This window comes from Arthrobacter sp. V1I7, assembly GCF_030817015.1.
Taxonomy (GTDB): Bacteria; Actinomycetota; Actinomycetes; order Actinomycetales; family Micrococcaceae; genus Arthrobacter.
In genome coordinates this window covers 2304000-2318325 of sequence record NZ_JAUSYS010000001.1, presented here as the reverse complement: position 1 = coordinate 2318325, position 14326 = coordinate 2304000, and the positions used below count along the sequence as shown (strand labels likewise).

At 63.7% G+C, this 14326-nt stretch carries 10 protein-coding genes; 3 read left to right on the top strand and 7 right to left on the bottom strand.

The features are described from left to right. The first annotated feature begins 157 nt into the window (after nucleotides 1-157). The 3 genes from QFZ69_RS10775 to QFZ69_RS10765 all read left to right on the top strand — a co-directional run bounded on the left by QFZ69_RS10775 (nucleotide 158) and on the right by QFZ69_RS10765 (nucleotide 4179). Nucleotides 158-1726 carry an NCS1 family nucleobase:cation symporter-1 gene (locus QFZ69_RS10775; RefSeq protein WP_373461884.1) on the top strand — a complete coding sequence of 523 codons (1569 nt, stop codon included), beginning with the start codon at nucleotides 158-160 and terminating at the stop codon, nucleotides 1724-1726. Nucleotides 1727-1734: 8 nt separating this feature from the next. After that, nucleotides 1735-2478 carry an aspartate/glutamate racemase family protein gene (locus QFZ69_RS10770; protein WP_306918029.1) on the top strand — a complete coding sequence of 248 codons (744 nt, stop codon included), beginning with the start codon at nucleotides 1735-1737 and terminating at the stop codon, nucleotides 2476-2478. 117 nt (nucleotides 2479-2595) lie between these two features. Then, complete coding sequence (locus tag QFZ69_RS10765) at nucleotides 2596-4179, top strand: NCS1 family nucleobase:cation symporter-1 (RefSeq protein WP_306918027.1); 1584 nt, start codon at nucleotides 2596-2598, stop codon at nucleotides 4177-4179. A gap of 20 nt (nucleotides 4180-4199) precedes the next feature. On the opposite strand, the gene QFZ69_RS10760 is transcribed toward QFZ69_RS10765, so the two are convergent. The 7 genes from QFZ69_RS10760 to gcl form a co-directional block, all read right to left on the bottom strand. Next, entirely contained in the window at nucleotides 4200-5351 is a 1152-nt protein-coding gene (locus tag QFZ69_RS10760) for a TIGR03364 family FAD-dependent oxidoreductase (protein WP_306918025.1), read from the bottom strand. A gap of 68 nt (nucleotides 5352-5419) precedes the next feature. Beyond that, nucleotides 5420-6313: a LysR family transcriptional regulator gene (locus QFZ69_RS10755; RefSeq protein ID WP_306918023.1), complete on the bottom strand. Its 894-nt coding sequence runs from the start codon at nucleotides 6311-6313 to the stop codon at nucleotides 5420-5422. A 24-nt stretch (nucleotides 6314-6337) separates the two neighbouring features. After that, a complete protein-coding gene (locus QFZ69_RS10750; protein WP_306918021.1) occupies nucleotides 6338-7777 on the bottom strand; it encodes an aldehyde dehydrogenase in 1440 nt (479 codons plus the stop codon). Between the two features lie 89 nt (nucleotides 7778-7866). Further along, nucleotides 7867-9135 (bottom strand): MFS transporter, encoded by a 1269-nt coding sequence (locus QFZ69_RS10745; protein ID WP_306918019.1) that lies wholly within the window; start codon nucleotides 9133-9135, stop codon nucleotides 7867-7869. Between the two features lie 192 nt (nucleotides 9136-9327). Then, entirely contained in the window at nucleotides 9328-10677 is a 1350-nt protein-coding gene (gene phnA, locus QFZ69_RS10740; RefSeq protein WP_306918017.1) for a phosphonoacetate hydrolase, read from the bottom strand. 397 nt (nucleotides 10678-11074) lie between these two features. Beyond that, nucleotides 11075-12418 carry an allantoinase AllB gene (gene allB / locus QFZ69_RS10735; protein WP_306918015.1) on the bottom strand — a complete coding sequence of 448 codons (1344 nt, stop codon included), beginning with the start codon at nucleotides 12416-12418 and terminating at the stop codon, nucleotides 11075-11077. A gap of 106 nt (nucleotides 12419-12524) precedes the next feature. Further along, complete coding sequence (gene gcl / locus QFZ69_RS10730; protein ID WP_306918014.1) at nucleotides 12525-14303, bottom strand: glyoxylate carboligase; 1779 nt, start codon at nucleotides 14301-14303, stop codon at nucleotides 12525-12527. Nucleotides 14304-14326 lie beyond the last annotated feature (23 nt).

Sequence of the window (14326 nt, the reverse complement as noted above, 5' to 3'; positions counted from 1 at the left end):
CGGCAGGGCCGACGGACTAGGGGCGGCTATTGACCGGGCGTGATCTGGGTCATAAACTTCTTTCATTATCCAAAATTGCTTTTCCACGAAGCGGAAATTCTTACGCAAAGAGGCGGAGGACATGCTTCGGGATCAGCCTCTCAGAAGTGGAAGTCGCATGATGCAAGAGACTCCGCCGGTCAGTGTCGACCAGGTCAACCGACCGGCATCCTCAGAATTTGAAACCTATCCCGCTCCCGGCGCCGACGCCCTTTGGCCTGATATCGCGGTTGACGCCGGTGGCTCCGTCAGCCCGTCGCTGTACAACACCGACCTTGCTCCCACCAAAACCGACGGCCGCCGGTGGACTGCCTACAGCATCTTCACCCTGTGGGCCAACGACGTCCACAGCCTTGGCAACTACGCTTTCGCCATCGGCCTGTTCGCTCTTGGCCTGGGCGGCTGGCAAATCCTCTTGGCGCTCGGGATCGGTGCGGCACTGCTCTTTGCCCTGCTGAATTTCTCAGGCTTCATGGGCGTTAAAACCGGCGTGCCGTTCCCCGTAATGAGCCGGATAAGCTTCGGCATCAGGGGAGCCCAGATCCCCAGCCTGCTGCGCGGTGCCGTTGCCATTGCATGGTTCGGCATCCAGACCTATCTGGCGTCCGTCGTTTTCCGCGTCATGCTTGTCGCGGTCGCGCCTTCCCTTGCGGCCCTGGACGGTGATTCAATCCTCGGGTTGTCAACGCTGGGCTGGATCTCCTTCGCGGTCCTCTGGGTCGTCCAGCTCGTCATTGTCAGCTACGGCATGGAAATGATCCGCAAATACGAAGCCTTCGCCGGTCCGATCATTCTCGTCACGATGGCCGCCATCGCCGTCTGGATCTTCGCCGAAGCCGGAGGCTCCATCGCATGGTCCTCCGATAACGCACTCCAAGGCGGAGACATGTGGCTTACGATCTTTGCCGGCGGCGCCCTATGGGTATCCATCTACGGCACCTTTGTCCTGAACTTCTGCGACTTCACCCGCTCCGCCGTTTCCAAGAAGGCCGTCGTTCGCGGAAACTTTTGGGGCATCCCGATCAACATGCTCGTCTTCGGTGCCATCGTCGTCGTGATGGCCGGAGGCCAGTTCAAGATCAACGGCACCATCATCCAGAGCCCGTCGGACATCGTCCAGACCATCCCGAACACGTTGTTCCTTGTCCTGGCCTGCCTCGCCCTGCTGATCCTGACGATCGCCGTCAACCTCATGGCCAACTTCGTCGCTCCGGTGTACGCACTGACCAACCTGTTCCCGAAAAAGCTCAACTTCCGCAAGGCTGCCTGGGTCAGCGGCACTATCGGCCTGGTGATCCTGCCATGGAACCTCTACAACAATCCGCTGGTCATCGTCTACTTCCTCGGAGGATTGGGCGCGCTGCTCGGCCCCCTGTTCGGCGTCGTCATGGCCGACTACTGGCTGATCCGCCGCGGCAAGATCAACGTCCCCGACCTCTACACCGAATCGCCCCTTGGTGCCTACTTCTACACGAAGGGCTACAACCCCAAGGCAATCATCGCCATGGTGCCCGCGGCAGCCGTCGCTCTCCTGATCGCTTTCGTTCCGGCCTTTGCGGCGGCGGCCCCCTTCGCCTGGTTCGTTGCAGCAGGTATCGCAGCGGTCGTCTACTACCAGATCTCCGACCGCAGGCAGCACCACGACGACATCTCCGGTGAAGCCATCGCCGTCGCCAGCACCCACTAAGGAAAACCATGCGCATTCTTGTTGCAAACGTAAACACCACCGAGTCCATGACTGATTCCATTGCCGCACAGGCCCGGCAGGCAGCGGCACCCGGCACGGAGATCGTGGGCCTGACACCGCGCTTTGGAGCCGAATCCTGCGAAGGCAACTTTGAAAGCTACCTTGCCGCCATCGCCGTGATGGACAAGGTGCTGTCCTACCCGGAACCGTACGACGCCGTCATCCAGGCCGGCTACGGCGAACACGGCCGCGAGGGCCTGCAGGAGCTGCTGAACGTTCCGGTGGTGGACATCACCGAAGCGGCCGCCAGCACGGCGATGTTCCTCGGGCACAAGTACTCGGTGGTCACCACCCTGGACCGGACCGTGCCGCTCATCGAGGACCGGCTGAAGCTTGCCGGGCTCGACAGCCGCTGCGCTTCCGTACGTGCCAGCGGCATGGCCGTCCTGGAGCTCGAGGAGGAACCCGAGCGCGCCGTGGAAGCCATCATCGAACAGGCTTTGCTTGCTGTCAGGCAGGACAAGGCTGAAGTCATCGTCCTGGGCTGCGGGGGGATGGCCGGCCTGGACGAGCAAATCCGCCAGCGCGCGGGTGTCCCGGTGGTCGACGGCGTGGCCGCCGCCGTGACCATCGCGGAATCCCTCGTCCGGCTGGGACTCTCCACCTCCAAGGTCCGCACCTACGCCCCGCCCCGCCCCAAGAAAGTGCTCGGCTGGCCGCTGACAGCCGGGGACGTTCTCGCCGGCCGGTAGGCGAAGCCCCGACTAAACCGGGAGGCCCCCGCACGGATCATCCGGGCGGGGGCTCTGCCGGTCAAACACCAGCCCAACCCGGGCAACGCCCTTTACCGCAACACGGAGGTCTGCACCATGTCCCACCAGCACGGTCCCGGCTCGCACGACGAGCACGGGCATCCGCATCTGATTGACCCGGAGCCGTGGGGCACCGGTGACCCCGCGGTCGAGGAAATCTCAAGGGGAGAGCCAGCCGTCCCGGAGCAGGTGCCTGCGGGCGTGAGCCCCCGACTCTACAACGAGGACCTGGCTCCCACCACGCGCAAGGGCCGCACGTGGCACGCCTACAGCATCTTCACGCTCTGGGCGAATGACGTGCACTCGCTGGGCAACTACGTGTTCGCCATGGGACTGTTCGCCCTGGGACTGGGCGCCTGGCAGATCATGCTCGCCTTCCTGCTCGGCGCCGTCCTGCTGTTCCTGCTCCTGAACCTCTCCGGGTTCATGGGCGAGCGGACGGGCGTGCCGTTCCCGGTCATGAGTAGGATCGCGTTCGGCATCCGTGGCTCCAACATCCCCGCCATCATCCGCGGCGCCGTGGCCGTGGCCTGGTTCGGCATCCAGACCTACCTGGCCTCGGTGGTGCTCCGGGTGCTCATCTTGGCCCTCGCGCCGGCCCTGGCGCCGCTCGATGCGGACTCGTTCCTCGGACTCTCGACGCTGGGCTGGATCTCGTTCGTTGCGCTGTGGGCGGTGCAGACCGTAATCGTGAGCTTTGGGATGGAGATGATCCGCAGGTACGAGGCCTTCGCCGGCCCCATCATCCTGGTCACCATGCTCGCGCTGGCCGTCTGGATGTTGGTGGAGGCCGGCGGGTCCATCGCCTGGTCCACCGCCGATTCGCTGACCGGCACCGAGATGTGGGTGCGGATTTTCCAGTCCGCAGCGCTTTGGGTGGTCGTCTACGGGACGTTCGTGCTGAACTTCTGCGACTTCACCCGGGGCGCGCCCTCGGAACGGTCGGTGGTGCGCGGCAACTTCTTCGGCATCCCCATCAACATGATCTTCTTCGCCGCCATTGTCATCGTCCTCTGCGGCGCCCGGTACAAGATCGACGGGACGGTCATCGAGTCGCCCACCGACGTCGTAAACGCCATCCCGAACACATTCCTGCTGGTGCTGGCCTGCCTGGCCCTGATCATCCTGACGGTGGCCGTGAACCTCATGGCCAACTTCGTGGCGCCCATCTACACGCTGGCCCACCTTTTCCCGCGGACCCTGGACTTCCGCCGGGCAGCCATCATCTCCGCGGTGATCGGCCTGGTGATCCTGCCGTGGAACCTGTACAACTCGCCCGTGGTCATCGTCTACTTCCTCGGCGGGCTGGGCGCCCTCCTGGGGCCGCTGTTCGGCGTGATCATGGCCGACTACTGGCTGGTCCGGAGGGGCCGGGTCAACGTTCCGGAACTGTACTCGGAGTCGCCTGACGGGGAGTACGCGTACACGCGTGGCGTCAACCGGAAGGCTGTCATCGCGGGCACACCGGCTGCGATAGTCGCCCTGGTGCTGGCTCTCGTCCCTGAGTTCACCTACGTCTCCGGCTTCTCCTGGTTCGTCGGCGCGATCCTGGCCGCCGTCGTGTACCTGCTGATCATGGACCGCCACGCACCGTTCCACGCCGTCGACGGCGAAGAGATCGCCGTCGCGCCGAAGCACTGACCGGCCCGGTCACTTCCCAGTTAGAGTCGCTCGATCGTTTCGGCGGCGATGCCGAAAGACAGGGTCATGCCGATTCCGGAGGTTACGGTGATGGCGGTTGTGGTGGAACCGATGTCTTCGACGAGCAGGGAGGTCAGCGGGCTGGAGGCATATATTCCTTGCCAGCGCTGGGTGACGATCAGAGGCGAGCCGAGAAGCTTCTCGACCTCGCGTACAAGCCGTGAGGTCATCCACTCGTCCTGGAATGGACCTATGGTCTGGCCGTACACGTGGCTGTCGCCGAGGAGGACTGTCCCGTCGGGGCGGCGGGTGAACATGACGTTCGCACCCATGTCGATCAGTTCCGGGCTGTGGCTGTAAATTTCCTGGCGGAGCGCGTCCGCCGCAGGCATGGTGGTGAAGCCGTCATACCGGGTCATGGATGTTCCCGTCAGCACGGCCGAGTCCAGCTTGTAGCCTGGCGGTGCAGGTGCCATCGCCATCTGCAGGGCGCAGCGCTGGACCTGGTAACGGGCGGCGACGTCCGGTAGCAGGTAGTCCAGGTCATGACCGACACAGACGAGGACTTTGCCGGCGTGGAAGTCGCCCCGGCTGGTGATGACGCTGCCGCCCTCCTGGATGTCCTTGACCGCTGTCCCCCAAAGGAATTTGATCCCGTCCTGGTTCTGCAGCCAGTCGGCGATATCGGGGGCGGCGGTGCGCGGGTCCACACGCAGGTCTGCAGGGAGGAACGCCCCGCCGCAGATGGTGGGGTCGGGGGTGCCAGCTGACGTGAGCCGCCTCGTCGTCTGCTCGGCTGTCAGCAGCTGCACGTTATCGGTACCTCGTTTGTCGCTGAGCTGTTCGAGGACGGCCAGTTCTGTCTGGCTTCGGGCAACGACGACGGCTCCGGCCTCGGGCGCCCAGAAACCGATGGCTTGGGCGGCCGCGAGCCAGCCTTCCCGGGACCTGTAGGCGGTATCGAGGTGTTCGCCGTCCTGGGCTGTGATGCAGCAGTGACCGAAGTTTCGAATGGAGGCACCGTTGGGTTTGGCGTCCCGTTCGATGATCCGCACGGTATAGCCCTTGCGGTGGGCCTGGAAGGCGTGGGCCAGGCCGACGATGCCTGCTCCGATAATGATGAGATCCGTGTGCTCGTCTTTGAGGTTGTCTGTGGGATCGGGGGTGGTCATGGGTCCTGCCTTTCTGACAAGGGGGTTGTGCCGGCCGGCGGGAAGTGTCGGTCCTGAACGGTGCGTGGTCAGGGCCATCCGTGCATCTTTTGGATCATCTCAACGAATGACTGCTCAACCGGGGTCAGCAACTGCCCGGCCATCCGGACGAGTGATACGGGGCGGTGGCGCGGTGCGGGATGGATATTGAGTCTGACGAGTTCACCGGACCGCAGGTCCGGTGCTACGACGTGTTCGGATATCAGCGCCAGGCCAAGTCCGGCACGGACCGATTCCCTTGCCGCCTCCGAGGTCCAGATTGTCCACTGCTCGGTCTGGGTGAGCTTCCATTCGGCCAGGGATTGGTCCTGATCAAACCGGGTTGAGGAGCCGATCTCCCGTAACAGGAACCGTTCGCCTTCAAGGTCGGCGGGGGTGAGGTCGCGTCCGGCCAGAGGGTTGGCCCTGCCGGCAACCAGCACCAGCGCGTCATCAAAGATCACGGTCCCTTCCAGCTGCTCGTGGTCGATTTCACCGGCGCAGATGGCAAGGCTCACCTCCCGATTGATCAGCCAGTCGGCAACTCTCTCGGTGTTTCCTACCCGCAACTCGGTTCTAAGCCCGTTGTTCTCTGCCAAGAAGCGGCTTAGCGCCCGGGGGAGCAGGTAGGACCCGAGCGTGCTGGTGCCAGCCACGGAGAGTTTGCGGTCTTGGATTCCTTGAGCGGCTGCGACGTCCGCATCGACCTGGTCCATGACCTCAAAGATCGCCCGTGCGTGATCGGCGAGAACCTGCCCTGCCGGTGTCAGTGAGGCACCGGCAGGGCCCCGGTCCAAAAGATGCGCGGCCAGGGAGGTCTCGAGGCTGCGTACTTGGGCCGATACCGACGGCTGGCTCATGAAGAGCCTGCGGGCTGCTGCCGAGAAACTTCCTGTCTCGACAACGGCCAGAAAGATCCGCAGTCCCTGGATGCTCAGATTCATGATCATGAACCTAGCCGGTGGTTCTCACGCTGGGAAGCTGATGCACGCGGACCTCCACTCCATGTAAAAGTCCCAGGTTTCCGGCGAGCATTCCGGTGCGCCGTACTGGGAAAGCTTCGCCCCCATGTGCGGCATATGCGGCCATGCCCCAACACCCGGGCGGTTGACGTGCAGCATGCCCGCTTCGAAGCGATGCAACGCGTCATAAATGTGGCTGCGGTTGTTGGTGAAGATCGTCCCGGACATCCCGTACCGGACGGAATTGGAGATGTCCATGGCATGGTCGAAGTTCTCCGCATCGATTACTGCCAGGACAGGTCCGAAGACTTCCTCCATGGCCAGTTCGGAGTATGGGGCCACATCCGTCAGGAGTGTGGGCTCCATGAAGTAGCCGTGGGCCAGGTTCCCGGCCGCAACTGCGGAGCCGCCCGTGCGTACCGAGGCTCCTTCACTGCGGGCTTGCTCAATTGCCCGCACACAGGCGCTCAGGCGGTCCTCGTTCACCACTGGTCCAAGCCGTGTGGCGCTGTCGAGCGGGTCACCGATGGTCAGTTCCGCAATCCTGCCCAGCACCTTGCCGACCAGCTGTTCGCGGACCTGGCGTTCGACGACGACCCGGCTCGTGGCGCTGCAGCGCTGCCCTGCCTGGCCGAAAGCCCCGTGGAGAACGGCGTCCGCGGCGAGGTCCAGATCAGCGTCAGCCAGCACGATCAGTGCGTTTTTCCCGCCCAGTTCGAGTTGGGTTCTGGCTAGCCTGGGCGCCGCTGCCTTCTGGATCTCCAGACCGACCCCCAGCGAGCCGGTGAAGGAGATGCCCTTCACGTCCGGGTGATTGCTCAGTGTTTCACCAGGTTCCCTGTCGCCCTGGACCAGATTCAGTACACCGGGCGGCACCCCGGCCTCGACGAAAATCTCCACGAGCAGGGCAGCGGTGTGCGGCGCCAGGGGGGACGGCTTGAGGATTGCGGTGCAGCCGGAGAGGAGGGCCGGGGCCATCTTCCACACCGGGATGGCCAGCGGAAAGTTCCAGGGCGTAATCAGCGCCACGATGCCGATCGGCTTTCGCCATGTCAGCGCCATGCTCCGCGGTTCGTCGGCGGGAAGTGTTGAACCCGAGAGCCTGCGGCCTTCTCCGGCGATGTACCGCAGGATGTCGACGGCTCGCTGGGCCTCGCCCAGCGATTCACGCAGGCATTTGCCCTGTTCCCTGGTGACGGCACGCGCCAGTTCGTCCTTTCGACGCACTAGGATCTCGGCGGCGGAGAACAGGATGTCGCCCCTTTTGATCGAGCCGAGGGAGTCCCAGTGCTGCCGGGCCTTGTCTGCTGCGCCTATCGCGTCAAGGGCATCCTGACTGGAAGAGTCGGGAAAGTGCCCAATCAGGTCCCGGGCGTCAGCCGGATTCGTGTTGGCGAACGTGGAACCCCCGGAAGCTGGCCGCCATTGGCCGTCAATGTAATTCAAGTTCAGTTCTGAATCATTTAATATATTCATTTTTCCTCTGTTGGTTTCTGGACGCGCAGGTCGTGAAGGCACTGTCTGGTGCAGGGTCATCAGACACTGATAGGCCGTTTGTTCCAGGAGGGCAGGAGCACTAGAACGGCAACCAGGGCTGCGCCTGCGAACATGTAGAAGATCACGATGCCGGAAAAGAAACCGGGAAGGAGCCCGCCGAGGATTGCCCCGAGGGAGCCACAGCCGTTGACGAATCCAGTGGCACCGGCTGCGTACTTGGAGGTGCCGAAGTCAACTGCGGCGACGCCCGAGATCATCGCATCGGAGGCATAGGCGGTCAGTCCGATGAAGGCGAGAAGCGCCACGATCAGGGGTAGCGAGCCGGTTTGCGTGACGACCTGCCAGAGTGCGAGTGCCACGACCATCAGCAACAGGCAGAGGACGCTGGGCGGGACGCGCCGGGCACCGAAGACGGTGTCAGACATCCAGCCGGCCAGGACAGGTGCGATCATTCCGGTCACACCGAAGGCAACGGGTAGCATGATGGCTGTCATGGCGCTCAGGTCAGGCATGGCTTCGAGGACCAGCACCGGACCCCAGAGCAGGATCGCGTACCGCGCGGGTTTAATCAGAAAGTACACGATGCCGAGCCGGAGGACCATGGGATCATACCGGACCGCGGCCAGCAGGTCGCTTGCTGAGAACTTCGTCCTGGTCCCGCTGCCTGGCGGAGACTTTGACCCCCTTTCATGCTCGGTATCCAGCAGCGAGGGGTCCTCGTCGATTCCCGGCAGTCCCACCTCTTGCGGAGAGTTCCGCTGGAAGATGAGGAATAGGACGAAAGCGATCATGATGATACTGGCGCCCGCGACGAAGGCCCACCGCCAACTGTCAAAAAGCGAGTAGGCGACCCAGCCGGTCACCGGTGCGCCTGCGAGGCCCCCGAAAGCATAGCTGGTGGAGAAAAAGCCCATGGCGCGTCCACGCTTGCTGATGGTGAAAAACGAAGCGATGTTCTTGCTCAGTGCGGACCAGCCGGTTGATTGAGCCAAGCCCTGGACGATCATCAGGGGCAGGAACAGTGCCACGGCCGGGACAACGCCCATCAGCAGTGAAGCGACGGCCGCCATGACCATTCCTCCGGCGACGACGACACGGGTACCGTATTTTTCTGCGCACGCTCCCCAGACAAACTGGCCGATGGCGTAGGCAGCCAGATAAGCGGAGTCGAGGAGTCCGAGTGTCTGGCGGGTGAGGAAGCCTTCTTCGAGGATTCCGACTTTAGCGGCGGAAAATGCTGACCGGGGGAAGTAAAAGGCCGCGTACGCGAGCCAGGAGAGCGCGAAGATCCTGATTTGCCATTTCAACAGCTCCTGCCGTTTCGTGGAGGTCTTCGGGTCCCCTAAAAGAGCTTCTGAGGGATGGGTTTGTACTGGGGTCTGGGGTGGGCTTGAATCGGACATTGCTAGTCCTCTCGTCATGCAAACCTGTGAGTCGGCGTGCCCTCGCAGGGCAGCGCCTGTTGGGCCGCCGTTACGGCCGGCCCTGCGACAGATGAATCAGCTGATTTCCGCAAGCTCCACGGAGGCGTGGGTTGTAGCGACCCAAAACGCGTCGTAGTTGTGGGCGATGGCCGTATCACCGTTAGGGGCCGTACTTGCTGTCGCCGTCGGTGTCGGCAAAATCCGGTTGACGAAGAACGGGATGTTCAGCTCGCCCAGGCCCCCGTGCGAACGCAACGGGACCTCCAGGTTGCCCAGATCGTGCCAGGCAGCATAGCGTCCCAGCGCCGTGTTCTTGTCCGAAAGCACCGTGAGGTCACCCATCCGGTCCAAGGGCATGTCGAACAGTTTGGCTGCTTCCTCGGATCGGTAGACGCCGGAGATGCCCTCCCGGCCCTCCAGCGCGGCCAACACTGTGTCGCGGTTTGCATTGTCGGGCAGGTATACGTTCGCGAAGGAACCCAGGGCGCCGTGGTGGACAGTGTAGGGATCGGTGATGGGAAGAATGACACGGCTGCCGCCTTCGGGGGCGTCACCGGCGACACCCAGAACGCGGTTAACTTCTTCCTCCAAGTAGATGACCTGAGGGGTGCCATCGCTCTTGTGCTTGGGGCTCATACCGTGGTCGGCGGTGATGACGACAATGGCGCCGAGTTCATCAAGAGCTGCGGCATAGTGGTCGATCATGGAGTAGAAGTCGTTGGCCGTCTCAGTTCCGGGGGCGTTCTTGTGCTGAATGTAGTCAGTCAAGGTCAGGAACATCAGGTCAGGGGTGCGGTCCTGCAGGATTCGCACTCCTGCAGCGAGCACGAACTCGCTGAGTCCGGCCGAATATACCTCCGGAAGATTCATGTCGACCATTTTCATCACGGCGTCGATGCCGTTGGATTCCTTCGTGGCCTGATGCGCTTTCTCCGCTGAGAAGCAAATGCCCTTGTTGATGGGTTCGACCATGGCACCGGAGCCGGCCGGGTCCAGGCCCGGCTGGGTGAGGCCGGCGGCGAGGAGCCGGGAGAGCTTGTCCTTGGCCGTGACGACCGCGACCGAGAGTCCTGCTGCGGCTGCGGCGGCGAAGATCGTCGGAGCCCGCAGGAACTTCGGGTCGTTCATCAGGACTTCTTCTCCTGATTCGGGGTCCAGGATGTAGTTGCCGCAAATTCCGTGGACAGCAGGGGGGCGGCCGGTGGCGATGGACATGTTGTTCGGGTTTGTCAGGGTGGGGACGGCGCAGTGGGCGGCCCAGGAGGTGCCCCGCGAAGCCAAAAGTTCGCTTAGCCACGGCATCCGCCCCGCGGCAAGCGCTTCCTCATGATAAGCGGGCTCACTGCCGTCAATGCAGATGACGACGACAGGCGCATCCGAAAATGCATAGCTGCGGCCGTTCACTGAAAATTCCGTCGATGACATAGGGTTCCTACTCTCGGGGTCTGCCGGTTCATCATCGCCTGGCGACGTACGGCAAGGTTCGTAACTGGTGAGATTAAGCATCCGCAGGAACCACTGAACCCGATAGACCCCAAAAAACTATGCTGGGTATCGGCTGATGCTATGGCGAACATACTTGGAGCCACATCGTTTTTGGCACGTGCCCGCTGGTGAAGGCCGCAGGAACGAGGCCAGGGTGGATGGCGCGTAGCAGGCGTTGAAAACACGTTTATCCCGCCGTGGCGCAACCAGGCCATGTCATCGCTCGAGTCGGCACCGGCCACCACACCGGCCAGCAGGACCAAGGGAACTCGTCGAGGGATTCCCTGGTCGGGAGGGCGGCCAGGGGAGTGGGTGTGTACCGCCAGGGCGGGGTTCTTTACACGCCGCCGCGGCGGATCAGTTTGCCGCTTGGTGTCCGGCCGTCGACCTCGTGTCCGCGCAGGAACGTCTTCCGGACCACGCCGGAGAGGGCCTTGCCGTCGTACGGGGTGATGGGGTTCTTGTGCTTGAGCTTGGATACGTCCACGACGAAGGCCTCGTCGGGGGCGAAGACGGAGAAGTCGGCGTCGTAGCCGAGGGCGAGCTTGCCCTTGTTGGAGAGGCGCGCGAGCGCGGCGGGCTTCTCGGCCATCCAGCTGATCACCTGCTCCAGCGGGATGCCGCGGTGCCGGGCTTCGGTCCAGATCAGGGACAGGCCCAGCTGCAGTGAGGAGACGCCGCCCCAGGCCACGGCGAAGTCGCCGTTTTCCAGGTCCTTGAGGTCCAGGGTGCTGGGGGAGTGGTCCGAGACGATGCAGTCGATGGTGCCGTCCTGCAGGCCCTTCCAGAGCAGCTCGCGGTTGGAGGCCTCGCGGATCGGGGGGCAGCATTTGTACGCGGTGGCGCCGTTGGGGATTTCCTCGGCCATGAGGGTGAGGTAGTGCGGGCACGTCTCTACGGTGAGGTGGACGCCGTCGCGCTTGGCGGTGGCGATCATCGGCAGCGCGTCGGAGGACGAGAGGTGCAGGATGTGGGCGCGGGCGCCGGTCCAGCGGGCGCGCTCAATGACTTCGGCGATGGCCTTGTTCTCGGCGCCGCGGGGGCGGGAGGCCAGGAACGTTGCGTACTGGTCGCCGCCGGGATGGGGCGCGTGGTCGATCGCGTGGGAGTCCTCGGCGTGGACGATCATGAGGGAGTCGAAGGATTTGAGCTCGGCCATGTCCTGCTCCATCTCGTCCGCTTCCAGGTGCGGGAACTCGTCCACCCCGGAATGCAGCAGGAAGCACTTGAAACCGAACACGCCCTCGTCGTGCAGCCCGCGCAGGTCCGCCTTGTTGCCGGGCACGGCGCCGCCCCAGAACCCGACGTCCACGAACGCCTGCTCCTGGGCGACCTCGCGCTTGAGCTTGAGCGCTTCCACCGTGGTGGTGGGCGGAATGCTGTTCAGCGGCATATCGATGATGGTCGTGACGCCACCGGCCGCCGCGGCACGGGTGGCGGACGCGAAACCCTCCCACTCGGTGCGCCCCGGTTCGTTGACGTGCACGTGGGTGTCCACGAGGCCCGGGATGACGGTCTCGTCGTCGGCAAGTTCGATCAGCTGAGCACCGGACAGGCCGTTGCCGAGCGGCTCGATGGCGACAATTTTGCCGCCCCGGACGCCTACTTCACGCGCCGCGATCCCGGCGGTGGTAAGAATTCGCTGGCCCCGGATGACGAGGTCAAAGGTTTCCTTAGACATTGAGGTGCTCCTTGGGGATTATGTTTGCCGACGGGCCGGCTGAGGGTGGGTTGCTGCGGAGCTGTCCGCTGATTGTCGTGGCCGCCTGTTTAGTCCAGCAGCGCGTTTAGTCCAGCAGCGCGATGATTGCGGTCGGGGCGTCCTGGCCGTGTTCGGCCAGGTCCTCGAACTCGTTGACGGCGTTGATTTCAGTGCCCATGGAAATGTTGGTGATTTTTTCCAGGATTACTTCGACCACTACGGGGACGTTGAACTCGCTCATCAGCGCCTTGGCTTTCTCGAACGCCGCGGGCAGATCACTGGGGTCTGACACGCGGATGGCTTTGCAGCCGAGTCCTTCAGCGACCTTGAGGTGGTCCACGCCGTAACCGTTCGTTTCCGGGGAGTTGATGTTATCGAACGCCAGGGACACGTTCTGTTCCATCTTGAAGCCGCGCTGGGACTGGCGGATCAGGCCCAGGTAGGAGTTGTTCACCACCACGTGGACATAGGGAAGATTAAACTGCGCGCCCACGGCCAGTTCCTCGATCATGAACTGGAAGTCGTAGTCGCCGGACAGCGCGACCACGGTCTCGCCCGGCTTGCCGCGGACAACGCCCAGGGCGGCAGGACCGGTCCAGCCCAGCGGGCCGGCCTGGCCGGCGTTGATCCACTTCCGTGGACCGAAGACGTGCAGCATCTGGGCGCCGGCGATCTGGGAGAGGCCAATGGTGGTCACGTAGGTGGTGTCCTGGCCGAAGGACTTGTTCATCTCCTCGTAGACGCGCTGCGGCTTGATCGGGACGTTCTCGAAGTGCGTCTTGCGCTGCAGCGAGCCCTTGCGCTCGGCGCATTCGGCTACCCAGCCGGAGTAATCCGGCAAGGTCCTGGAGGCCTTGCGTTCCCGGGCCAGCTCGACCAGGCCCTCCAGCGCCGCACCGGCGTCGGAGGCGATGCCGAGGTCCGGGGAGAACACGCGGCCGATCTGCGTCGGCTCGATGTCCACGTGCACGAATGTGCGTCCGGCCGTGTACGTGTCCAGGCCGCCGGTGTGGCGGTTGGCCCAGCGGTTGCCGATGCCGATCACGAAGTCCGACGCCAGCATGGTCTCGTTGCCGTAGCGGTGCGAGGTCTGCAGGCCCACCATGCCGGCCATCAGCGGGTGGTCATCCGGGATGGCGCCCCAGCCCATCAGGGTCGGGATCACGGGAACATTGAGCAGCTCGGCCAGTTCCACCAGCTGCGCGGAGGCGCCGGCGTTGATGATGCCGCCGCCTGCCACAATCAGCGGGTGCCGGGCAGCGGTGAGCATGTCCAGCGCCTTGGTCAGCTGCTTGCGGCTGGCCCTGGGCTTTTCCACGGGCAGCGGCTCATAGGTGTCGATGTCGAACTCGATCTCGGCCATCTGCACATCGAAGGGCAGATCCAGCAGCACCGGGCCGGGCCGGCCGGAACGCATCAGCTGGAAGGCCTTCTGGAACGCACCCGGAATCTGGCCCGGTTCCAGCACGGTCATGGCCATCTTGGTGACGGGCTTGGCGATGGACTCGATGTCCACGGCCTGAAAATCTTCCTTGTGCAGCTTGGCCACAGGGGCCTGGCCGGTGATGCAGAGCATGGGGATGGAGTCCGCCCACGCCGCATACAGGCCGGTGATCATGTCCGTGCCGGCGGGTCCTGAGGTGCCGACGCAGATGCCGATGTTGCCGTCCTTCGCGCGGCTGTAGCCATCGGCCATGTGGGAGGCGCCTTCAACGTGCCGGGCCAGGGTGTGACGGATGCCGCCGTGCTCCCGCATGGCAGAGTAGAACGGGTTGATTGCCGCCCCTGGCAGGCCGAACGCCTCGGTGGCGCCCTCCTTTTCCAGGATGGCGACGACTGCGTCTACGGTGCGCATCTTCGTCATGGTGTTCTCCTTGAAAGTCTTTG